Consider the following 22,917-nt stretch of genomic DNA (forward strand, 5'->3'; position numbering starts at 1 on the left):
GTTCTCAACCAATTTATGCTTATTTTTGAAAAAAGGCTCAGATTATAAAATCCAAGCCTTGACTTTTTAACTTACACACTTTGTGGGAGAGTGTCAATTGAAAGCCAGAGAATTGCAATATCCTCTGGCTTTTATTTTAAATTATCTTTTGCTTTTAAAAAATTCTTTAACAATAGAAGAGCATTCTACCTCCATGATTCCCGTAATAACTTCAGTTTTCGGATGGAGGGAAAGATGTTTATTGATAAAACCTCTTTGCTCATCCCGCGCCCCAATCACTACTTTCGAGATCTGAGACCAGGAAAGGGCACCTGAGCACATAACACAAGGTTCCATCGTTACGTAAAGCGTACAGTCTTTCAGGTATTTTCCTCCCAGGAAGTTGGCAGCAGAGGTGATGGCCTGCATCTCGGCATGGGCGGTCACATCATTTAATGTTTCCGTGAGATTGTGGGCTCTTGCAATGATTCTGTTGTTGGAAACTACTACACATCCGATAGGAACCTCATCTTTTTCTAAAGCGGCTTCTGCTTCCTGCAGTGCCATTTTCATGTAATATTCGTCGGTAAACATTTAATCCGTTATCGTTAAGGTTAAAGGAAGTTTAAAGCGGTAAATCGTAGGATCACCTTTTATCATTGCAGGGGAAAATTTTTCCGTCAGCGAATATAAAGCAATTTCTGCCTGTCTGTTAAAGGTGAAATTGTCTCCCTGTGCACGGACATTACTGACTGTTCCATCTTTCTCAACAATAAAGTCAACATCCGTTTTTATCATCTTCTCTTTAGAATATACTCCATCCACATACAGCAGGTTGGCTACTTCCTGCCTCAAAGAATTGATGCCTCCGGGATAATCCGCAATTTTTTCAGCATCTGAAAACTTTTCAGATGAGTTGAATGCCTGATTTTTGATGGTTTGAAGGTCCTCCAGATTTCTGACTTTTAATAAAGCTCCGATCAGGGCATTGTTTTCAATACTATCCATTTTTTTCATGAAAAAAAGGAAATCTCCCTTTATCGCAGCCTTTTTTGAAGTATCGGATTCTGCATCAAATTTCTTTTTGAACTCTTTATTCAGCATATTTCTGTGCTGATTATAATAACTCTTTACAAGTCTGAACTCTTCTTTCTGCTGTGCGAGAAAAAAGGAAGAGATAAAGCAGCTGATGCCAATGAATAAAGTTTTCAATAAGGGTATATTTATGTAAATATAACAAAAAATATGAAATATATTCCTGATGATCAGCTTTCAAGATAACGGTTCAAAGATTCCTGCAAATGATTGCGGATGTCATCAACTAAACCTTTCGGTTCCAGAACGGTTACTTCTTTTCCGTAAGAAAGAATCTCCTGCATGAAATCATAAGTAGGGTGGAGGAAGAATTCAAAATAGATCTCTTCCGGAGTTTCTTTGGTTTCTTTCTGTGACTGATGAAGAGGGAAACTTCTGATGTACTCTCCCTGGTGGCGGCTGCATTTCAGAACAATATTCTGTGGATTCTGTTCTGTCAGGTTCATCACTCCGAATGCATTTTTGAAATGCTCCCTGAAGTTGTATTTATACTTTTCCCTGAACTGATTTTTGGATACGTCCAGATAATTAATTCTGTCCAGCCCGAATGATTTTAAAACTTTATCTTTTGTATCAATGGCAATAAGATACCATCGGTCTTTAGATTCTTTTAAAGCCAAAGGGTGTACTTTTCTGGAGGTCATAAGTTTGTTCTTGTAATTGTAGTGTTCAAAACTTACAACTCTTTTATTTCTGATCGCAAAGAACAAGTCATAAAAATGTTCTACGCCGGTGGGTTTTCGGCTTTCAAAAAAGATGAAATCTGAAAAGTCCGGATGAAGATTCAGGGCATTGCTTACCTGAAAAGATTCGAGTAGTTTTTGATTGTACTCATCCACTTCCATAATCGGGCGGCTTTCGATATAATATCGGTTGTCACCCTTTTTTTTGTTGTGAATAGAAAGGTTAAAAAGATCGGAAATCTCCCGGATATCCCTCTGCAGGGTACGGATAGAGTAGCTCTTGATTCCCGCATCCTGGAATTCAAAAGAGTTTAAAAGATAGTCCTCCAGCTGTGAATAGGTAGCCGGAGAACTTTCTAATCTTTTAATTATTAAGGCATATCTTGTCAGATAAAAATCTTTCTTCATTTCTCTATTTTTAGGGTGCAGCGGAGCTGCGTTCATGGTAAAGTTTTATAGGACAAATATATGCGGTTCATGCGACAAAACGTGTCGTGTTTTATTTTTGTTTTAAATAGACATTTATTTTTGGTCTTCAATAGTGGCTGCCGTAATATACAAAGGGAAACCTTCTTTGAAACTACTTTTTAGATGATTGTAAAAAAGTTGAAAATAATATAAGTTTTTATCTCTGACATTTTCCCGAATATTATAATGATATAATTCACCAAGAAATTCTTTAACATCTTCATAAAAAATAGAACGATTTGTAATAGGATCAAAATGTTCATTTTTGTAAGTTTTCAAATATTCCATAGGATTTTTGGTATGCTCTTCCGGTACTTTTTTCATTGTTTTCAGTACATCTCTAATTTTATTTTCCAGTGCATCAACAACAAACTCCCATGTGTTGGGTTCATAGTAAAAGTCTTTCTTCCCAAAGTCATCTCCTAAAAGATCTTCAAAAACTTCTTTTTTGAAATCAAATTCATTCCATTCAGGACTTTCTTTATAGTCCTCTGTGCGTACATCAAAGCCTACATAGGTACCATCTGGATTATATAATCCATTTTTTTTTACATCTTTCAAAGAAATTATGATTTTATCTATTTTTTCTTCTTTCATAATAAAGTGATTTTTATAAGTCCCGTTGTATTCTACGTTGTTATGGGCTTTGTATTCTGTGTATTTTTTACCGTTTTTATGATAAGATCTGAACCATCCTTCCTGATATCCGTCTTTATATTCCTCTTCGCAAAAGCTCGCCAGTGTCATAGTATCGTAAAACAATACCTGTAAAAGGGCTGCCATTGTGATAATATATAGGAACTCCTCCGCCATCTAAACGGTTACATGTTAAATCTTTTTCTTTAACTCTCAATACTGCTATATTCTTTAATTACTTCAATATTTTACATGTGATGAATATAGTAAGAATGTGACAGTTTAAAAAATATAAAACCACAGCATTGCTGTGGCTTATATATTATTGATCAAAATATTCTTTTCCTTTTCTGTCTACCCAGCCTATTTTACCGTCTGGAGTTTCAAACCTGGCGAAGGCTCCAAGATAAGGTCCAAGTTTTTTATATCTTGGATCGGTACCTATATTAGGATAGAAGGTAGACAATCCGTCTTTTTCCAGATACAAATAATTTTGATAAGGAATAATTTTTTTATAATGAAATGGAATAATTTCTTTTTGTTCTTTGAAATCCCAAACACCATACTTTCCATTTAATTTAAGTATAATGTATGTATGTTTTAGAGGTTTGTAAAGAGTTTCTTCAGTATAATCGGGTGATGATGTTTTTTCGAAGTAATCTGAAATATGAGAATTATAAAATGATAAAATCATTAAGTTTTTTTCATTGTTTACAAACCTGGCATCTTTCCCATCTTTAATTATTTTATAATTGAATTCTCTCGGATAATTTTCCTTTCCAAAATATTCTTTACGTGTATATGTTACACCATTATTTGTTATCGTATAGTTTTCCAGAGCTCTGTCACTTTTAACAAATAGATCTTTTTGTGATCCAATCTTCAGTTTAGAAACATCAATTTGTTGTCCTTTGTTATTAAATGTTTTTATTTTATTGTTTTTGGTAATTATTTGAAATATGTCCATTGGAATAAAATATTCATATGCTTTAATATTCTGATCTAAGAGCGTTAAATCATTATTATACAAATCAAATTTATTACCCTTTTTAGCTATTACTAAAAAATCTGTGGAGACATCATCATAAATAGCAGGGACTACATTTTTACCATCTATCCGAACACCATATTTACTATTTTCTTCAAATTTTTCTGGAAGATTTTGAGCTTTAAAGCATATAATAGTCGATATAGTAGCAAATAGTGTGATTATTAATTTATTTTTCATAATTATTATTCTATCAAACGAAGATAATTATTTTTAACTCCAGTATCAATCATTTTTTTCCATTGCCATTGATAAAAAGATTTATACTCAAACTTACTGTTTCTTGGTGCTGCTTCATTTCCATCTGCATCTCCATATTGAGAATAGTCTAGGAAGTTTTCTAAAGTTTCAGTTTGGGGAAGAACAATTCCTATTTGTTTTTCTTGGCGGGATTTGTTTGCTTGTAAGGCTATAATCTCGTTTCTACGCGTTTGAATAATTGAATTAAATGTAAGAGGAGTTTCTCTTTCTACTCTTTCTTGTTTTTCTTGCTCAGTTTCAGTTTGATCATGTAATACAACAACTTTAGCATCAATATTTTCTTCCATGTGCAAAATAACACTATTAAAAATATTTTTAACTTTCATGTGCTCGTAATACCAGCATTTATCTTCTATATCTTTAATAAAATACACTAAAAAGCTGCTTTCAAAGCTTTCAACTGAAAGTTCTTCCTTCTTTTGTGAAAGGATATCGTATAAACCACTATATATCCAGTCTAGACGAATATATTTTTCATATTCAGAGCTTTTTTGCTTTAATGTTAAGAAGTTTTGTATTTCTTTTTCTTTAGCATCAATTTCTCCCTGTATTCTTTCTACACTACGCTTAGCAACATCTTCCATAGTATGGTTCAGTCCAAAAGCATGTCCTAATTCATGAATAATTAAAGCTTCTGTTTTATCGTCTTGTTTTCTTTCTTTCTCCGCTCTTTTATTGGCTTCTAAGGCGTGGTTGAAAATATGAACGGTACCAAAGCCAGTTGCAGAGAATGCCCGGACATTATCTTTTTCTCCTTTGGTTCTTGCTGATTCGAGATCATTACTATAAAACAAGTAAGTAATATTGTTCTTATTTATAGTGTTGTCTCCTTTGTATTTTTTTTTCAGTTCTTTATATTTTTGATAAGCTTTGTTCACCCTATCACTTTTCCATGCATTTGTTGCTCTTTTTTCTTCGTAAAACTTAGCTGCTTTTTTTAAATCCGAAGTTTTTCCAAAATTAAATTTATCCTTAAATCCTTGAATCATTTCATAAGCAAGAGTCATTAGCTCTTCATTAATGGTTTGTTTTTCTTGTGCGTCAGAATTATAGGCTGCAAATCTTGATTCTATTAAATTATTATAGGCAAGTTTTTGACTCCTATCAAGTCTTAGTTTACCTTCATCTGTAAAAAAAAGCTTTTTGTTCATAAATTCATCTAAAGAAAAGGTAACCGTTTTCGTTGTAGGAGCTAATGTAGCCTGAATGTATGCCTGGTTAAAAGATTTATTATTAAAATATGGTAAAAGTTTGTTCTCAATAAAATCATCATGTTTGGGCAGAGATGCTAACTCTGTACTTGCTTTTTTACCGAAATTGATTAATACTGGCTGAATAGTCGTTCGATAAAGTTTGGAGTTTGCTTTTACGATTAACCTTCCAACAATTTGGTTGTTGTATTTAGCAACAATACTTATGTCATTTTCAAAACTTTCTTTACATTCAATATTGATTTTGAAATACTTTATATTATTTAGTATTTCGGGATCTTTTTTTGTTATATTCAGTTTGGACGTGGTTTTTGAAAATGTTTGAGCATTTTTGTCCCATTCTTTACATTCATATTCTAGTATTTCTTCGCCTCCGGAAGTACCTTTTGCTTTTACATATAAAGAGACCTCGGTCTTAGGCCAAATACTTAAATATGGGCAAACATAGTCGTTTATAGAAATTGCTTTTGCATCTTTTAGTGATTTACCGTTTTTATCAAAATAGTAAATAAAGCTTTTTTGTGGTGAAGTAACTAAACTATATCTGTCATAACCAAATTTTCCGAAATATTGTGAATCCTCATTACCTAATTTATCCTCAATACTTGTTTTTGAACGATAAAAAGTAACATCACCTTCAAGCTTATATTTTGAGTATTTCCTTCTGTCTGTTTTATAAACATCCACATCTGCCACACCAATCTTTGCTAGGTTTCTAATATCTATATTTTTCATTTTTTAAGATTTTTGAAATTAAAAATTGTAAAAAAATAGCGGTGATATTTCACACCGCCATTAAGGTAAATTCTATCCGACAATTGTGGTAGGCAATGTTGTAGCTCCGTCACTATGTGACAATTGTGCATCTTCATCCAATCTGAAGCTTGTTTCAAACTCCAATTCTGATGGGTTTTCACAATTCTCAGGGGCATTTTCCGGGAAAATTGGTAATGGCTGATTTACCGGAAGTCCTGTGGATTTGTCCTGAAGGATCGTTAAGGTAGTAGGGATTCTGGTAATCCAGTATTTACCCTGAGGTTCTCCGGTAGGCTGTCTCATTTCGTCTACGATACTCATGTACATTGGGTCGCCGATTACCGGAACAGAACCGCCATTCCAGATCAATCCTGTTTCAAGGAAGAACTGAACAGCTGCTTCGAAACCTGGTTTTACGGTAACGATAATCCTTGCCATACCTGCCTGCAGGAAACTTCTGAACAATGGGTCCATACTTTCGCTGATATAGAATTCCTGCCAGCTCTTACGGTTAGCCCAATAGTAAGGATAGAAGGTGTAATCCATGATTTCCCATTCGAATGCCTGTTCCATAAACTTGGCAAGGGCTGTATATCTGTCCAGATTTTCATTCAGGTATACCTGGAAATTATCCATGGTTGTTTTCTCATCGGCACCGTTAGTTGTTTCCTGGCCTAATGTATAAAGGTAATCCTGTAATAAATAAGCGATACAGTTGTGCTTTAAGACATCATGTTCCATATAACGGTAGAAAGTATCCTGTCTTTCTTTAAGCTGAGCTTCTTTTTCTTTTTGCTCTGCATCCAGCCTTGCCTGATCTTCCTGGAATTTGGCATAAGCAGCTTCATAGGCTTTAATAATATCATTAAAACTGTCTGTTTTCCACTTGTTGATAAAGGCATCGCTCAGCTCACAGTTCACAACAACTTTGATGGTATAACTTCTTACGTTGTGGCCCTTCACCTGGAAAGATACATTACCTGTGATATTGAAACCAGATGACCCGTCGTCAAAATTAAGGTCTCCACCACGTTCAGAACGGCCAATCATATCTCCTTTTAAGTTAGAGAACATCACTTCAGAATAACGTGACCCTGACCATCCACCACCTCTGTTTCTGGTTGATCTGCAGGCAAAGCTTGCATTTTTTCCGGCATAATTGTCCGGGATGGTAAACTGTGTATAGTCAATTCCAAAATCATCATTTGTCTGAGGAACGCTGGAAGCTGTATGAATTACTTGTTTGGTTGCTTCCGGGAATGCCTCTAAAGTTACTCCGTATTCCTGAGCCCAATGCTGGATCTGTACAATCGTTGCCGATTTTGGATCTGCCATTAACCATGGTTCCGGTGCTTTTCTTGGATCTACAGGAGCTTTAAGTACCTGAGCTTTGGCAACAGTAAGAGCCAGACGGTGTAATCTTGAAGGTTCAGGAACCATAAATTCAAACATTGTACGCTTACCATAGTTGTAGATCTGGTTTTTCATTTTCTTGTCGATCCATCTGTAAACTCCGGTAATGTGTTTAGGCTGTGCAGCTTCAGCATTATCAGTGTTGGTTACCTTTCCTCTGTTATCATATTCATGAACATTGGTTTCCGTATATTCCTTGATGATTTTCTGTACTCTTTCTTCTGAAATTTTAGTAAGAACTCTTTCCATTGCTCTTTCTGTAATTTCCTGAGATTTCATTACAGCTTGTCTTGTACTGTCGTGCTGTGCTGAGTTATTGGCATAATCTGCTCCGATTTCAAACTTCATGGCACTGTCATTTCCATAGCTGAATCTTGTGTAGGCAGAAATACTTTGCTGCTTTTCAATTTCTTTCGCAACTTCGGTCTGCATATCCGTTCTGGAAGTTTTGGAAGTGTCTGACATCTTCTCTGTTTCCTGAGATTTGGAAGTTGTATCCGTGATTTCAGAGTATTCTCTGGAAACGGAAGACTTATGTCTCAGTTCGCTTGCCATAACGTTCTCAATATTGGACACTTCTCCCGGAACATAAGCATGAACACTTTGCACGACTTTCATATAATCTGCTACACCCAATCTTTTGATCCCGAAATTTTTTCGTTTTTGGGTTGTAACTGGTTCAGGTGTACCCGGGTTTTCAACTGCTGCACGCTTTAGAGTCAGCATTCCGGTAAGGTTTAAGTCTTCTTTCAGATATTGTGTGGCAATCTCTCCATAAGCCTGGCTTCCGTTATCAAAAATAATTTCTATTTTGAAACTGAAGCTGGTTCTGAATCTGTTTACCAAAGCCGCAGGTAAGGTAATTTTATTATCAACTACAGAAATATTGCTGTAATTTTCTTCGAAAGTTCCGGCAGCATCTGTTGTAGCTGTAATTTTAGCATTGGCAACGCTCCACGAAACATCTTCAACTTCAAAAGAAAAATTAACAAATCCTCTGCTGCCTGCTACTACGTAAGCGCTGTGAGCATATAAGCTGTATGCCATCGGTGTTCTGGCTGTATTCTGAATAAGAGGTATTGAAGCTCCGCCGATATTGGCATACTGTTGTTCCGGAAGAGGACTATTTTGAAGTGCCGTCTCCATGGAAGCAGAGATATTGTTTCTTACAACAAGTAAAGCATCAGCATAGCTTTCAATCTCATCATCAAGAACAATGGTCTGAGCACCCATTCTTAAGGTGTCGTGCGAAAGGATCTGAAGGCTGTCTGTATCTTCTGCCACAGAAGTTAGGCTGGTTGTGGATTCACCGAAAAGTTCCACAAAAAGGTCGAAAGATTCCGGAGAAAGCTTTGCCTGCAAATCTTCCAAATTGATTTCATTTTTGTACGTAAATACGAAAGGAGCAACTTCATATTCTTTCAAAGTGCTGTAAAGACGTTCTTTTTCTTCTTCGGACATGTCCGGAGTGATTTTACTGTCTACTTCGGCCAGCTTTCTGTCATACAGTTCCAAACGTTCTTTGTTTTCTGCCATATATTTGGAATACTCGTCCTGGTAAGTCTGATATCTGGATTTATGGAACTTTTTCTGAAGTTTTTCCAGTTCGGAATTCAGTGTGTTCAGAGATTCTTTTCTGTGGACCGCTTTGCTGGATACAAAAGAAGCTCTTGCTTCAGACTCTAATCTTTGAACCGTTCTTGCTGCCAAAGCCGGTTCGTAACCTTCAGCGTTTGCAGATGAAACTAAAGATGCCGTTTCTGTATCCTCTGAAAATAGAATGGTAGGAAGTATAATTTTTCCATCCATTGCTTTTTCCAATGGTTTTTCTCCATTAATTTTGATGATTTCCTGATCAGTAAGGTCCTGATTGCTGGCAAAGCCAAGCTGAATAGCCATTAAAATGTGGCTGATGGCTTCTTTAATATAGAAATCTCCCTGGGTAACAATCTGATAAATATAATTATTCCAAAGCTGGGAAAATATAGCAATTCCTTCTGCGTTCAGCTGTCTGTTGGTATTAATAAGGCTTTTGTAATAATCCGTAACGAACGTCCAGTCAGCGCTTTCTAATGTTTCTTTTTTAGAAAGCTTTCTTCCGATCATCAGAAGGTCTTTAAATGCTCCTTCTTCGATTTTCTTCTCGCTTTCGAATCCGGAATTGTTAAACTCACCGGCAGCCCTTTTCATAGCTGTAAATTTTAAAGTTTTGGCAGGTCTTCCAACGACTGCTGTATCAAAGACACCGGTTACTCCTTTAGGTCTGTGGATAAATCCTAAGTTTTTGTCTTTAATTTCTGTTAATTGCGGGTTTCTCAGACTTACAAATCTGAAAAGTGATTGTGATGCGTTATTGGTATTCATAGGGTTTGTTTCTTTGTAGTTAATAATTCCTTCTCCTATTAGGGATTTTCCGACAGTAAATGCTGATTTTACTGTTGATGTATTATTTGTTGACATGGCTGATTATTTTTTTGTGTATTCAAGGGTTAGGGTAAATGAATTGATAAGAGAATAATTGTAATCAGTTACATTCAACAGCTCAATAATGGCTCTTTCTCTTTCGATTGTGATATAGGCTTTTGTTCTCCATTGGTTGCCTGCAAATGCTGCTTTAAGATCATCCCATTCTGTAAACATTTCGTTGGAGATAATGGTTTCAAGATCCGGGAATTCAGGTGTTAAATCGATTTCACCTGTTCTCGGAATCTGATTCAGATACAGGGTCTTTTTATAAACAGGCTTACCGTTAATCCATTTTCCGCCTGTCAGCTCTTCTTTGGTACTGTAGGAATGCTGTTTGTCTGCATATTGTTTCTGGATGTAATCATTTTCCTGGGCATTGTCTCCAAAATAAGTTTTAGAACTTAATCCTCTGGCATCTGTTGTTTCATGCTCTATAAGCACAGGTTCATCTATGTTCGGACTTGCAAAAATTCCTTTTACACCTCCACCGTTTGTCTGTCTTAAAGCGGCACCTACACCACTCAGCATCAAACGTGAGCCCTGTCCATAAGCGAAAACACCATTTTCTTTACTTACATCTACACTGGAGGCATTTGTTCCATCTAAATTGCCTGAAAACATCATTACAGATTCAGGAAATAAACCGAGTGCACTTTTTACACCATCAAGTTCATTAGTTCTGTAAATGATTCTCTCTTCCGGGTCTTCATCTGTAAACTGGATATTACCTGTCACTGGAGCTCCCGTCCCAGTTCCTGTTAATGAAATGAAATCAGTAAAGTCTGATAAGTTTTTATATCCAAGTACATTACCGGCGTTCAGAACCGCTACTTTTGTATAGGTGTTATCCGCTAAAGGTGTTCTTTTTGCAGAAACCACAGCATCAAAATCCAATGTTCTTGCAGCAAAGTCTCCACCAATTAAAGGCGTTACAAAATCATGGCGTCTTGCTACCGGATTGGATTCAATCACCAGTTTGTTGAAGGTTGAACCTCCTAACGGGGCATTACAGCCGATAACGACATTGTTGTCACCCCAAACCCCCATAGCATGGGTAGTGGAGGCGGCATTATATCCGACAAAAGTATTCGATCCCCATGCACCCGAAGTTGTCGCTTTTCCATGAATATTTCCCGCAAAAGCACCTAAAAAGGTATTCTGGGTTCCATTAGTTAAGGAATAAGCGGCTCCAAGCCCAAGCGCAGTGTTATTAGTTCCGGCAATATTTTTGTTTCCTGCTTCATCTCCGATATACGTATTTCCATTTCCTGTTGTTGTTTCAGTTCCCGCCTGTGTTCCGAAAAAAGCATTGAAATTACCTGTTGTAAGTTTAGTTCCGCTTGAAACACCCGTTGCGGTATTCCATCTTCCCGTAGTGGTTTCATTTAAAGCATAAGAACCAAGTGCTACGTTATTTGCTCCGGTGGTTAATTTTGATAATGTATTATAACCAATTCCCAATCCGTAGGCTCCGGTGTGATCCGTATTCAAATTTCCAAACCAGAAGGAATACGTTGTAGGACTGAAATTGATTTCGCCTGCTCTGCCCTGGCTTGGCTGAAAAATAATAGGTTTGGTTGTTCCGTTACCTCTGTCGATGACATTTTGTAAATTATCATTCCCGCTAAAAGTGGGTTTGTCAGAAAGGTCATTATAACTGCCTGTTACAGCTACTTTTTTCAGGATAACTTTTTCCTGTCCTTCCTGTGACAATGTAACACTTCCATCTGCATTGGTGGTGGGAGTGATACTGAATTCCGAAAGATTAATCTGAAAGGCAGAGCCATCATTCTGGGTAATGGTAATAATATTTTGAGAGGCATCATATGAAGCATTCTCAATACTGATATCACGGGTTACCAAACTGCTTAAATCTACCGATTTACTTTGCTGGACACCATTCTCACCTGTATAAAATACCGTTAAGATATTTCCATTTAATTGCGGAGCCTGAATAGCTGTTTGAGTTTCAATTTTTTCTTTCCAAAGCTGCGCATTCTGCGGATTTATATTGGATGCATTTGCATCTGCTTTTTGTGACAGATCATAATCTAATTGAGCTGCAGGAATCTTTTCATCTTTATGCCAGTATGAATCATGCCATTCCCAGAATTCTTCCTGTACCGGAATATCTCCGTTTTCGAAATATTTTTTTAATTCTTCTTTTGTTTTCATTTTTCTAAAAATTTTAATTGATGAGTTTTCCTCCCACGATTTCTACTGTGCTGTCAAAAGAATAAGGTAAATAGGTCGTTTCTGGGCCTAATGTTACTTTTGTAAGCTGGTTAACTCTGAAAGCATTGTTTTCAATTTTGAGTACACTGGCCGGAATTGTCACTGAGGTGAGTTGATTACTGACAAAAGCATCCGAGTGAATTTCTGTTACTCCATCGGGAATCTCAACAGATGTCAGTTTATTGGCAGAGAAGGCACCTTGTGAGATAATCGTTATTCCTTTAGGAAGACGAAGTTCTTTCAGTTGATTGGCTGTAAATGCCTGTATTCCAATATTGATAACGCTGTCCGGAATAAGTAAAGACGTTAATCTGTTATTGTAAAAAGCCCAGTTAGGGATTTCGGTTACCTTTGGAGGAATTGTAAAGGTCGTTAAGCCGCCGTTACTAAATGCGCTTTCCTGGATAGTTGTTACAGAGTCAGGGATTTCTACGTCAGTTACCTGCAGACCTGCGGTGAAATTTTTGGGAATAGTGAGTGTTCCTTCTTTTATCACAATTTTTCTTTTTGAAAAGAAAGCCAGTGAAGCATTTTTATCAGCATCCATTTCAGCATAGAGTATGTTGAATGTACCATTCTCCAGACCTGCAATCTTGCGCATGTCAATTTTCTCATCCTTATGCCAGTAAGCGTCCTGCCATTCCCAAAAATCTTCCTGTTTTGGGATATCTCCATTTTCGAAATAGAGTTTTAATTCTTGTTTTGTTTTCATGTTTGTTTTTATCTATAGATGATTGTAGCAGTAGAAGGAATTCCTGTATTACTTAAATCCAGACCGGACGGCGCTGATACTGTTTTTAGCGAAGGAATTGCAAATGCATTTTGTCCGACAGATGTTACTGTGCTGGGAATATATAAAACTTCAATGGCAGTTGCTCTGGGACAGTTAAAAGCATGATCTCCAATTGTTGTTAGACCCTCATTGAGGTTGATTTCTTCCAATGAATCTGAACCATTCACCCCATTTGATTGATTGTAAAAGGCACCATCGCCAATAACTTTTAAAGTAGAAGGAGTCTTGATTTTCTTTATATTTTGGCCTTGAAATGCTCCAACCTCAATTTCTTCAATCCCTTCACTAAAGTTTACTTCAATGATTTGATAATCCATTCCTGAGTACTGAAAGGCACCCTGCTTGATTTTTTTTACATTTTCAGGAATAGAAATGGATAATGCATTTCCCAGAATTACTTCATCAATAATAAATGGCATTACTTTTTCTGTTGAATCAATAGCGCTTTCAGAAATTTTTTCATCCTTATGCCAGTAAGAGTCCATCAAAGCCCAGAAATCTTCCTGTACCGGGATATCTCCGTTTTCGAAATGTTTTTTTAGTTCTTCTTTTGTTTTCATAAACGTTGTGTGATTTGTTGGTTAATAAATTGATTATATGTCCTGTATTTTGGTATAACAGGCTTATGATTGTTATATTTTCAGACATAGTTCTGGCTGTCCAGCATTTTGTGAATGGTGAATTCAAAGGGGTTCGGGGTTGTTTAATGAGATTGCTGTGCGTGTATTACAGAGATTTAAAGGTAATGTCGGACAGCGTCAGAACTTGTCGTGTTTTTTTTAATTGTATTTAAAAAATATCTTCTTCAGGTATTCCTTTTTCAAAATCTTCTCTGAAGAAGTTTTCAATGTCATTGAGATAGTTTTCATAATCCATCTCAGCATTTTCGATATCACTCCATTCTATCGTATAGAGATCTTCATCGATGAGTATATCTGTATTGTGATCTGGTGTTTCCATGTTTTGTGTGATAAGGTGTTGGTTATATTTTTTTGAACATATTTCAGGCTGTTCAGCATAGGGAAATGTTGAATTCAAAGGCTTCTTAAAGTTTTTTAGATTGTTGTTCTGTGCTTTTTTGATACTCCAAAGGTAGTGGGGCGAAACGACAAAACTTGACGTGTTTAAAAAAGATTTTTTAATTTTTAAATATAATCTTAATAACTTATATAAGGTGGTTATAAGGTAAAAAGCTTATATTTTATTTTTGATGAGTTTCTGAACAATCTGGTTCAAAGTTTCTCGGTTATCATCAATATAGCTCAGTCCGGCCTGTATCAGATTCTCAATATTGGACCTTCTTACATTATCCATGGCGGGAGAAGCATTTTTTAGTGAAGGATTCAAACGGTAATAATTTTTTTGATTTCTAAGTCCCAGTGTCTGAAACATCTGTTCCAGCTGGTAATCCACTGTTTCTGCATTAGCAGACATCAAAATGTCAACAATAGGGCTTACCCAGCCAATTTTTCCTGCTTTTTCCAGTCTTTTAAAAGAGTAGGGCCTTGCTTCGATCCCTGTTCCGATAGAAACCATTATCATATCGTTTACCGTGGGACGGTTAGCTTTCTGATGATTTTTTAAAACTTCTGCAAAAGGAATCTTTCTTGCCTCTGCATAAGCGCACAATGCGGGATTATTGGCAAACATACCGCCATCAATCAGACTGAAAATCTGGCCATACATTGATTTAATCTGAACAGGACTGAAATACGTAGGAGCCGCTGAAGTCGCTCTGCAGATATCTCTTACATAGAAATTGTCTGTGCTGAGGTTGGCTTTCCAGGAGTTGAAAAGCTTTGCTCTTCTGTTTTCTATATCATAACTTGTTATCAAACAGGGTTTTATTAATTCTTTTAATTCTAAATTTCCAAAGAAATCATGTAAATTTTTTTCCAGAGCTTCCTGGGAAATTTTTTCATTCAATAATCCGAATGGATTAACCAGTTTTTCCCAAAAGGAAACCTGGAAGATGTCGCCGCCCTTTTCAGCATATAATTCCAATCCTTTCTGAATAGAATATTTTGCTTTTCGGGTTTCATCAGGAGAGAGAATAATAGAAGCAATCAGACCTCCGGTGCTGCTGCCAGCTACCAGATCAAAATAATCTCCCAGCTTGGCGGAAGGCTTATCATAATACTGGAGCTGTTCTTCTATGTAACGCAGAATAATGCAGGTTACGATTCCCCTTATTCCACCTCCGTCCAAAGAAAGAATGGTTGTCTTTTTCATGTGATATTTTTAATGGTTTGTTAAAAGGACACATGCAATCTTACATCTACAGAATCTGTTGAATATTTTAAAAATTGTGGAGATTCCATACTTAGATTTCATTGCTTTTTTTGTTGTTTTCTTATAAAGCAAAGGTAGTCTGGGGAAGCGACAGAACGTGTCGTATTATATTTAATTTCAAATAAATGAGACTAAAAAATAACGTAATTCTGCTGGTCTTTTGGCATCTTCAAAAGCGTTCTCCAGCTGGTTTTTACAGGTCCTTTTTTAGAGGGAATTGTCTTTTTTTCAAAGTGGGGAAGGTCTTTAAATGTTTTCCAGTTTCCGCCCCAATCCCAGCCGTGGCGGGCAAAGATTTTTACACATTCGTACCAGTCTGCAACGTTGTCATTATCCCAGTCTTTTGCCGTATCCCAGCTTGCTGTTTTTCCGTCAATCATAAGACAGATATCTACTGCAAGGCCATAGTTGTGAATGCTTTGCCCTGCCTTGGCATTGGTTACTTTTTTTCCTGAAGTAATTCTTCCGATTGCATAAAGCTTTTCCTGCTCTTCAAAAGATCTTAATCCCTGAGTGATCCGCACTTTGGCTCTTCCGGTAAGTGCTTCATCACATTCCTGTATAATTTGCTTCACTTCATCTCTTACCAACGGGTGAAGTTTCTGAATCCGTTCTAAGGTTACTTTGTCCATATTTCTTATTTTCTTGTAGAACAAAAGTATAGCGCGGATGCGACGAAACTTGACGTGTTTTATTTAAAATTCTATAAATATTCAACCTGAGGTGAAAAACATAAAGTAAAAAGATTTAGAAGGAGATAAATTCATCCATACACAAAAAAATAAGAAAAAATTGTTTTTAAATTTTTAAAAATCAAATAGAAGTAGTAAATATGACGGATAAAACACAATATCAATGCATACCATCCTACCTTTTTTATTGGCCATGATTGTGGCTATTGTGCTGCTCAACATGTGGGCTACAAAATTAAAAATTGCTTATCCTGTTTTACTCGTTGTATTCGGACTGCTTGTTAGTTTTGTCCCAGGTCTTCCGGTGGTAAAGATCAATCCGGATCTTATCTTTTTTATCTTTTTGCCTCCTCTTTTGTTTGAGGCTGCATGGTCAATTTCCTTTAAAGAAATGAAAAGATGGTGGCGTATTATCGGAAGCTTTGCTTTTTTAGTGGTCTTTTTTACAGCGCTGGCAGTAGCGGTGACAGCGAATTATTTTATTCCCGGATTTACACTTGCTCTCGGGTTTTTGCTGGGAGGCATTGTGTCTCCACCGGATGCTGTGAGTACAGGAGCCATTATGAAATTTGTAAAAATACCATCCACTACATCTGCGATTCTGGAAGGAGAAAGTCTGTTGAATGACGCTTCCTCTCTTATTATATTCCGGTTTGCTCTGATTGCTGTAGGAACCGGACAGTTCGTATGGCAGGAAGCTTCTCTGGATTTTTTATGGATGGTAATCGGAGGTGCAGGAATTGGGTTAGTACTGGCATGGATTTTTGTACAGGCTCACAAGCGGCTTCCTACAGAAGCTTCTTCTGATATTGCCCTGACCCTTATTGAACCGTATCTGATGTATTGGGTCGCAGAGCAGTTTCACTGTTCCGGAGTTTTAGCTGTAGTTTGTGGTGGGTTGTATATGTCTGGAAAACGAATGATATTTCTAAACAGTACCAGCCGTATCATGGGGTATAGCGTATGGGAAAGCTTCGTATTTATTCTGAATGGCATCGTATTCTTAATAATAGGGCTCGAGCTTCCTGAAATTGTCGGAGGGCTGCGGTCAGAGGGAATTCCTTTGAGAATTGCTATCCAATATGGAGTGTTGGTGACCGGTATTCTGATTGCTGCCAGAATCATAAGTTCTTATGCCGCCATGCTGGCTACATTGATTTTCCGGCCAAGTGTCGCTCCCCGTGCTTCTTCCGCAAGAAGACGTCTCCTGATGCCTTTGATGCTTGGATGGACAGGAATGAGAGGCGTTGTCTCACTGGCCGCTGCCCTGGCCATTCCGATTACCCTTGAAAACGGACTCCCTTTTCCCAACAGAAACCTTATCCTGTTCATTACTTTCGTGGTAATCTTGCTTACCTTACTCGTACAGGGACTTACTTTGCCTTACTTTATAAAATATGGACATGTATTTGATGATTTCACAGATGAAGAAAAAGATAAAAAGACACGGGAAGAAATAAAATATAAACTAAAGCAGCATGTCTACCATTTTCTTAAAACCAAGCATGAAACTGAACTGAACAGCCATGCAGGATTGGAAAGAATGCTGAAACAATGGGAAGAAAAAATACAGACCAATAATACCGAATGGATGAATGAAAAGACCAAAGATATCTTTTTTGAAATGCTGGAAAGCCAGAGACAGTTTCTTTCAGAACTGAATAAAGATATTTCCGTTAATGAAGAAATTATCCGCCATCAGCTGTACCAGCTCGACCTTGAGGAAGAACGGCTGAGGATGATTTAATCTATAATTAGTTACATGGTTTGATCTTTTATAGCAAGAACCTTATTTTCTAATTCCGTAATATTATTTTTTAGTTCTGAAAATATATCTTTAAAATTATAATTTTCAAAACTGGTTGAATCAAAATCTTCAGGAAATATACCTGATGCATACTGCCATATCTCTATAATTTCTCCCAAAGGGATATCATAAGGCTTATAAAATGCATTGTCAGAAACCACTGTGATTGATTTTTTCTTTTTAGTCTTCAATCTCTTGTAAGAAATACCATCATTCAAAGTCACAAAAACATAACTTTTATTCGGTTTCAGGTCATCAATATTTTCAACATATTTCCCGATAATATAGGAACCATCTTTAAAAGGAGGCATTGAGTCTCCCTGAGCCGGAAAAGCTCTATATTTTCCGTTGGTTAAAAAAGGAAGTGAAATCCTTTGCAGACTTTCAATATATTCCGGATCACTATAACCTGATAAATATCCCATGGATGCTTTCTGCGGAACGATTTCGATACTGTTATTTCCCAATTGATCTACAACAACGGGTAAGACAATTCGATTGTCAGGAAGTTTTAAAATATCTTCCAACGGGTACTTTCTGATGTCAACAGATACAAGAAGGTCAATACTGAGATTGAAAAACTTGGAAATTTTGATTAATATTTCGATAGGTGGCTCGGATCTGCCATCTTCATAAGATACGTATCTGGAACGGGTAAGTTTCAAAGTATCCGCTAACTCTTGTTGAGTTTTTTCTTTCTTACCTCTTAAAAAGCGTATGTTATCTGAAAAAATTGACATTGTTACAAATTGTAACAACAAAAATACAAATTTTGTTTAAAAACGTAACTAAATTTGTAACGTGAATCGTGCAATTGTACATATGGACCTTGATACATTTTTCGTATCCTGCGAGAGGCGTAATAACTCGCAGCTTCAGGGTATTCCTCTCATCATAGGAGGTGGAGACCGTGGAGTCGTGGCATCGTGTTCCTATGAAGCAAGAAAGTTTGGGGTTCGTTCAGCCATGCCAATTCGTATGGCACTTAGGCTTTGCCCTGATGCAAAAGTTATTAAAGGCGATCATGAAATGTATTCCAATTTATCACATACTGTAACCGAAATTATTCAGGAAAAAGTTCCGCTGATGGAGAAAGCAAGTATTGATGAATTTTATCTGGATTTATCAGGAATGGATAAGTTTTTTGGCTGCTACCAATGGACCAAAGAAATTGCTGAGGCAATTACCAAAGAAACAGGACTTCCGATCAGTTTTGCGCTGTCAACCAATAAGACCGTTTCAAAAATTGGTACCGGAGAAGCAAAGCCTGTTGGAAGGCTGGAAATCAGAGAAATGGAAGTGAAGCCATTTTTAAACCCTTTATCCATTAAAAAAATTCCAATGGTGGGTGATAAGACCTTTCAGTTATTATCAAGAATCGGAATCCGGACGATTCATACCTTATCTGAAATGCCGGTACTGGTTCTGCAGCAGATGATCGGCGTTAACGGAAAGGAACTCTGGAAAAAGGCCAACGGAATTGATGAAAATCCTGTTGTTCCCTATTCCGAAAGAAAGTCTGTCTCAACTGAAAGAACTTTTACCAATGATACTATGGATATTATCGAGTTAAAACGGATGATATCGGGAATGGCAGAGCAGCTGGCCTATCAGTTGAGACAGGAAAAATGGCTGACATCTACAGTGGTGGTAAAAATAAGATATGCCAATTTCGATACCGAGACCAGGCAGTGTAAAGTGTCTTATACCTCTGCTGATCATACTTTATCCAGGGTAGCATTAGACCTTTTTAATAAAGCCTATACAAGGAGAATGAGGCTTCGTTTGGTAGGGCTGAGATTTACAGGATTAGTACACGGAAACCATCAGATGAATCTATTTGAAGACACCGAGGAACAAATGAGTTTATATCAGACAATGGATGATATCAAAAACCGCTTTGGGTCTGATGCGGTAGGGCGTGCCTCCGGTTTTGACTTCGGAAAATAATTTTAAATCTTTCAACATGTTTATTAATTGTCATTCTTTTCACAGCCTTCGTTATGGAACATTATCCATACAGGAATTAGCAGAACAAGCCAAGGCTTTAGGGATCAAAGAGCTGGTGCTTACTGATATCAATACCGTGACGGGAATTTATGATTTTAAAAAAACATGTGAAGAGCTGGGAATAAAACCTATTCCCGGTGTTGAGGTCAGAAACGGGGGGAAACTTCTTTATGTAGGCATAGCCAGAAAATTCTCAGGAATTGGTGAGATCAACAAAATGATTACAGATCATAATTGTAATGGTAAAGAACTGACTGAAATTGCCCCTGAATTCAAAGATGTATTTATTGTTTATCCCATGAGTAATATTCCTCGGGAATTGAAAGACAATGAATTTATAGGAGTAAGAATAGAAGAATTAAATTTTCTGATACGTCCCGAATATGAAAAATACATCGCTAAAATGGTTGTTTTTCATCCTGTTACCTTTAGTTCTGATGAAAAATACGAATTGCATAAAATTCTGCGGGCTATTGACCACAACACCTTATTGTCTAAGCTGACCAAAAGAGAAGTTTGCCGCAGATCTGAGTATTTTATTTCCGAACAGGAGATGATAAAGGCATTTGAAAGATATCCCCGGATTATTGAAAATACGAAAAGCCTCCTCGAACAATGTAAATTTGAATTTGATTTTGGAAAAGTAAAGAATAAGCAACACTATAAAAAATCTAAAGAGTCTGATGTAAAACTTCTCAGAAGATTAGCCTATTTAGGATTGAAAAAACGGTACGGAAAAGATCATGAGACGGCAAAAGAAAGAGTTGAAAAAGAGCTGAAAGTTATTGATGAACTGAACTTCTGCGCCCATTTTCTGATCACCTGGGATATTATCCGCTACAGCAACAGTATGGGGTTTATGCATGTTGGCAGGGGAAGCGGCGCGAATTCCATTGTAAGCTACTGCCTTGGAATTACAGACATTTGCCCTCTGGAACTTGACCTTTATTTTGAAAGATTCCTCAATCTTAACCGCCAGGTACCACCCGATTTCGATATCGACTGGAGCTGGCAGAACAGAGATGCTATATTGGAGTATATCTTCAACAGGTATGGAAAAGACCATGTCGCCTTTTGCGGAACTAATGTTGAATTCAAATACAAATCAATTTTCAGGGAAGTTGGAAAGGTATTTGGTCTGCCCAAGGAAGAGTTGGATGATCTGGCAGGTAAATCAATGGAAGTTCATGACCGGAATTCAGTAGTGGAACAGGTGCAGAAATATGGTAAGTTATTGGAAAAGTTTCCTAATCAAAGAAGTATGCACGCCTGTGGAATCCTTATTTCGGAAGAGCCCATTACCCATTACACAGCATTAGAAATGCCCCCCAAAGGTTTTCCGATTGCCCAGTTTGATATGAACGTGGCAGAAGATATAAAAATGGAAAAACTGGATATTCTCTCACAACGTGGGCTGGGTACTATTAAAGACACGGTAGACCTTGTAAAAAAAACAAGAGGAATTGATATTAATATCTGGGATACAACGATTTCCAAAGATGAACAGAAAGCTAACGAATATTTGGCAATAGGAAGAACTATCGGATGCTTCTATATTGAATCTCCGGCCATGAGAGGGCTCTTAAGAAGATTAAAATGTGATAATTACAGAATATTGGTTGCCGCGTCCTCTATTATCAGACCTGGAGTAGCACAAAGCGGTATGATGCGGGAGTATATATTCAGACATAATCATCCTGAGCAGTTTGAATATTTTCATCCCATATTTGAAGAGCACTTAAAGGAAACTTATGGCATTATGGTCTATCAGGAAGATGTGCTGAAGATTGCCCAGTATTTTGGAGGGCTGTCTCTTGCAGACGGTGATATTTTACGTAGGGCAATGAGCGGAAAAGGAAGATCAATCAAAAAGCTTCAGGAGGTAAAAGCTAATTTTTTTGAAAAATGTAGAGAAAAGGGGCATTCGGAAATACTTACTGCTGAAGCTTACAGACAGATTGAGTCTTTTGCCGGATATTCTTTCTGCAAAGCTCACTCCGCTTCCTATGCCGTGGAAAGTTACCAAAGTCTTTATCTGAAAGTATATTATCCGTTGGAGTTTATGGTTTCTGTGATTAACAATCAAGGTGGATTTTACCGCACCGAAGTCTATATCCATGAAGCAAAAATGTCAGGTGGAAATGTTCAGGTTCCTTGTGTGAATACCAGTGAATATAAGACAACGCTTAAAGGAACAGATATTTACCTGGGGCTGATGCTTTTGGAAGGGCTCGAAACAAGAGTAGCACATGGTATTGTTGAAGAACGCGAAAAAAATGGAGCATACAAATCGCTGGAAGATTTTATCAGACGAATTCCCATTGGTATTGAAACAATACAGATTCTTATTTTTATTGGCGCGTTCAGATTCACAGGTAAACCTAAAAATGAACTGTTGGTGGAAGCCCGATTACTATTGGTCAATTTTAAACCAGAGCAGAGAGGGCTTATGCTGATTGAAGAACCCGTTCAGGAGTTTAAACTTCCGAAGTTAAAAAGAGAACAGTTTGAAGATGCTTTCGACGAAATCGAACTGATTGGTTTTCCGGTTTCATGCAGCCCTTTTGATTTACTGCAAACACGATACAGAGGATCTGTTTTCGTAAAAGATTTACTGCAGTATCATAAAAAACAGGTAAAAATGCTCGCCTATCTTATCTCAAGGAAGCATGTTCCAACCAAAAAAGGAACGATGTATTTCGGAACCTGGACTGATGCAAATGGAGATTACTTTGATACAGCCCATTTTCCGGATAGCCTGAAAAATTATGACTTTCAGGGTGGCGGCTGCTATTTATTACTGGGAACAGTAGAAGTAGATTTTCATTTTCCGACTGTAACGATTCATAAGATGGCCAAAATGCCAATGATCCCAGACCCCAGATACGCTTATGATAAAGAAAAACAATATGATATCCACAGACAGATTAAGGAAGATGTGAGTATGACTTTTCGAAAACCTTATCCACAGGCACATGAGATTGGGCTGCCAAGACATAGAATAGTTAAATAGTTTCTCTTATATTAACTTTAAATTTTCATTGACATTATTTTTAATTCAAAAATTCTGTT

The 22,917-nt window shown here is 37.0% G+C and carries 17 protein-coding genes; 3 read left to right on the forward strand and 14 right to left on the reverse strand.

Features of this window, described 5'->3' with window-relative positions; all coding sequences use genetic code 11:
- Nucleotides 1–141 precede the first annotated feature (141 nt).
- From DEU40_RS02125 to DEU40_RS02185, 13 genes are all read right to left on the reverse strand, one after another.
- The gene (locus DEU40_RS02125) at nucleotides 142–573 is read right to left on the reverse strand and encodes a nucleoside deaminase (RefSeq protein ID WP_062673172.1); all 432 of its coding nucleotides are present in this window, start codon (nucleotides 571–573) and stop codon (nucleotides 142–144) included.
- Nucleotides 574–1,191: a hypothetical protein gene (locus DEU40_RS02130; RefSeq protein ID WP_228406422.1), complete on the reverse strand. Its 618-nt coding sequence runs from the start codon at nucleotides 1,189–1,191 to the stop codon at nucleotides 574–576.
- Between the two features lie 53 nt (nucleotides 1,192–1,244).
- Nucleotides 1,245–2,201, reverse strand: coding sequence for a helix-turn-helix transcriptional regulator (locus DEU40_RS02135; protein ID WP_228406423.1), 957 nt, complete (start codon nucleotides 2,199–2,201; stop codon nucleotides 1,245–1,247).
- 78 nt (nucleotides 2,202–2,279) lie between these two features.
- Entirely contained in the window at nucleotides 2,280–3,008 is a 729-nt protein-coding gene (locus DEU40_RS02140; protein ID WP_110008324.1) for a hypothetical protein, read from the reverse strand.
- A 175-nt stretch (nucleotides 3,009–3,183) separates the two neighbouring features.
- Nucleotides 3,184–4,089, reverse strand: coding sequence for a hypothetical protein (locus DEU40_RS02145; RefSeq protein WP_110008325.1), 906 nt, complete (start codon nucleotides 4,087–4,089; stop codon nucleotides 3,184–3,186).
- Nucleotides 4,090–4,094: 5 nt separating this feature from the next.
- Complete coding sequence (locus DEU40_RS02150; protein ID WP_110008326.1) at nucleotides 4,095–6,116, reverse strand: hypothetical protein; 2,022 nt, start codon at nucleotides 6,114–6,116, stop codon at nucleotides 4,095–4,097.
- Between the two features lie 72 nt (nucleotides 6,117–6,188).
- Nucleotides 6,189–10,010 carry a hypothetical protein gene (locus DEU40_RS02155; RefSeq protein WP_110008327.1) on the reverse strand — a complete coding sequence of 1,274 codons (3,822 nt, stop codon included), beginning with the start codon at nucleotides 10,008–10,010 and terminating at the stop codon, nucleotides 6,189–6,191.
- A gap of 6 nt (nucleotides 10,011–10,016) precedes the next feature.
- Nucleotides 10,017–12,191, reverse strand: a complete 2,175-nt coding sequence (locus DEU40_RS22295) for a hypothetical protein (RefSeq protein ID WP_181397925.1) — start codon at nucleotides 12,189–12,191, stop codon at nucleotides 10,017–10,019.
- Nucleotides 12,192–12,204: 13 nt separating this feature from the next.
- Nucleotides 12,205–12,963 carry a leucine-rich repeat domain-containing protein gene (locus tag DEU40_RS02165; protein ID WP_110008328.1) on the reverse strand — a complete coding sequence of 253 codons (759 nt, stop codon included), beginning with the start codon at nucleotides 12,961–12,963 and terminating at the stop codon, nucleotides 12,205–12,207.
- A gap of 8 nt (nucleotides 12,964–12,971) precedes the next feature.
- Nucleotides 12,972–13,604, reverse strand: a complete 633-nt coding sequence (locus DEU40_RS02170) for a leucine-rich repeat domain-containing protein (protein ID WP_110008329.1) — start codon at nucleotides 13,602–13,604, stop codon at nucleotides 12,972–12,974.
- A gap of 229 nt (nucleotides 13,605–13,833) precedes the next feature.
- Complete coding sequence (locus tag DEU40_RS22300; RefSeq protein ID WP_167497887.1) at nucleotides 13,834–14,004, reverse strand: hypothetical protein; 171 nt, start codon at nucleotides 14,002–14,004, stop codon at nucleotides 13,834–13,836.
- A 234-nt stretch (nucleotides 14,005–14,238) separates the two neighbouring features.
- Nucleotides 14,239–15,276 carry a patatin-like phospholipase family protein gene (locus tag DEU40_RS02180; RefSeq protein ID WP_110008331.1) on the reverse strand — a complete coding sequence of 346 codons (1,038 nt, stop codon included), beginning with the start codon at nucleotides 15,274–15,276 and terminating at the stop codon, nucleotides 14,239–14,241.
- A 191-nt stretch (nucleotides 15,277–15,467) separates the two neighbouring features.
- Complete coding sequence (locus tag DEU40_RS02185) at nucleotides 15,468–15,968, reverse strand: M15 family metallopeptidase (protein ID WP_110008332.1); 501 nt, start codon at nucleotides 15,966–15,968, stop codon at nucleotides 15,468–15,470.
- A 223-nt stretch (nucleotides 15,969–16,191) separates the two neighbouring features.
- Between DEU40_RS02185 and DEU40_RS02190 the strand changes: the two genes are divergently transcribed.
- A complete protein-coding gene (locus tag DEU40_RS02190; RefSeq protein ID WP_110008333.1) occupies nucleotides 16,192–17,775 on the forward strand; it encodes a Na+/H+ antiporter in 1,584 nt (527 codons plus the stop codon).
- 11 nt (nucleotides 17,776–17,786) lie between these two features.
- On the opposite strand, the gene DEU40_RS02195 is transcribed toward DEU40_RS02190, so the two are convergent.
- Nucleotides 17,787–18,575 (reverse strand): LexA family transcriptional regulator, encoded by a 789-nt coding sequence (locus DEU40_RS02195; protein WP_110008334.1) that lies wholly within the window; start codon nucleotides 18,573–18,575, stop codon nucleotides 17,787–17,789.
- A 61-nt stretch (nucleotides 18,576–18,636) separates the two neighbouring features.
- Here DEU40_RS02195 and dinB point away from each other — a divergent pair, with 61 nt between their 5' ends.
- The gene (dinB, locus tag DEU40_RS02200; RefSeq protein WP_110008335.1) at nucleotides 18,637–19,785 is read left to right on the forward strand and encodes a DNA polymerase IV; all 1,149 of its coding nucleotides are present in this window, start codon (nucleotides 18,637–18,639) and stop codon (nucleotides 19,783–19,785) included.
- Nucleotides 19,786–19,801: 16 nt separating this feature from the next.
- Nucleotides 19,802–22,858: a DNA polymerase III subunit alpha gene (locus tag DEU40_RS02205; RefSeq protein WP_110008336.1), complete on the forward strand. Its 3,057-nt coding sequence runs from the start codon at nucleotides 19,802–19,804 to the stop codon at nucleotides 22,856–22,858.
- Nucleotides 22,859–22,917: the final 59 nt, after the last annotated feature.

Source organism: Chryseobacterium sp. AG844 (assembly GCF_003182335.1).
Classification (GTDB): Bacteria; Bacteroidota; Bacteroidia; order Flavobacteriales; family Weeksellaceae; genus Chryseobacterium; species Chryseobacterium cupriresistens.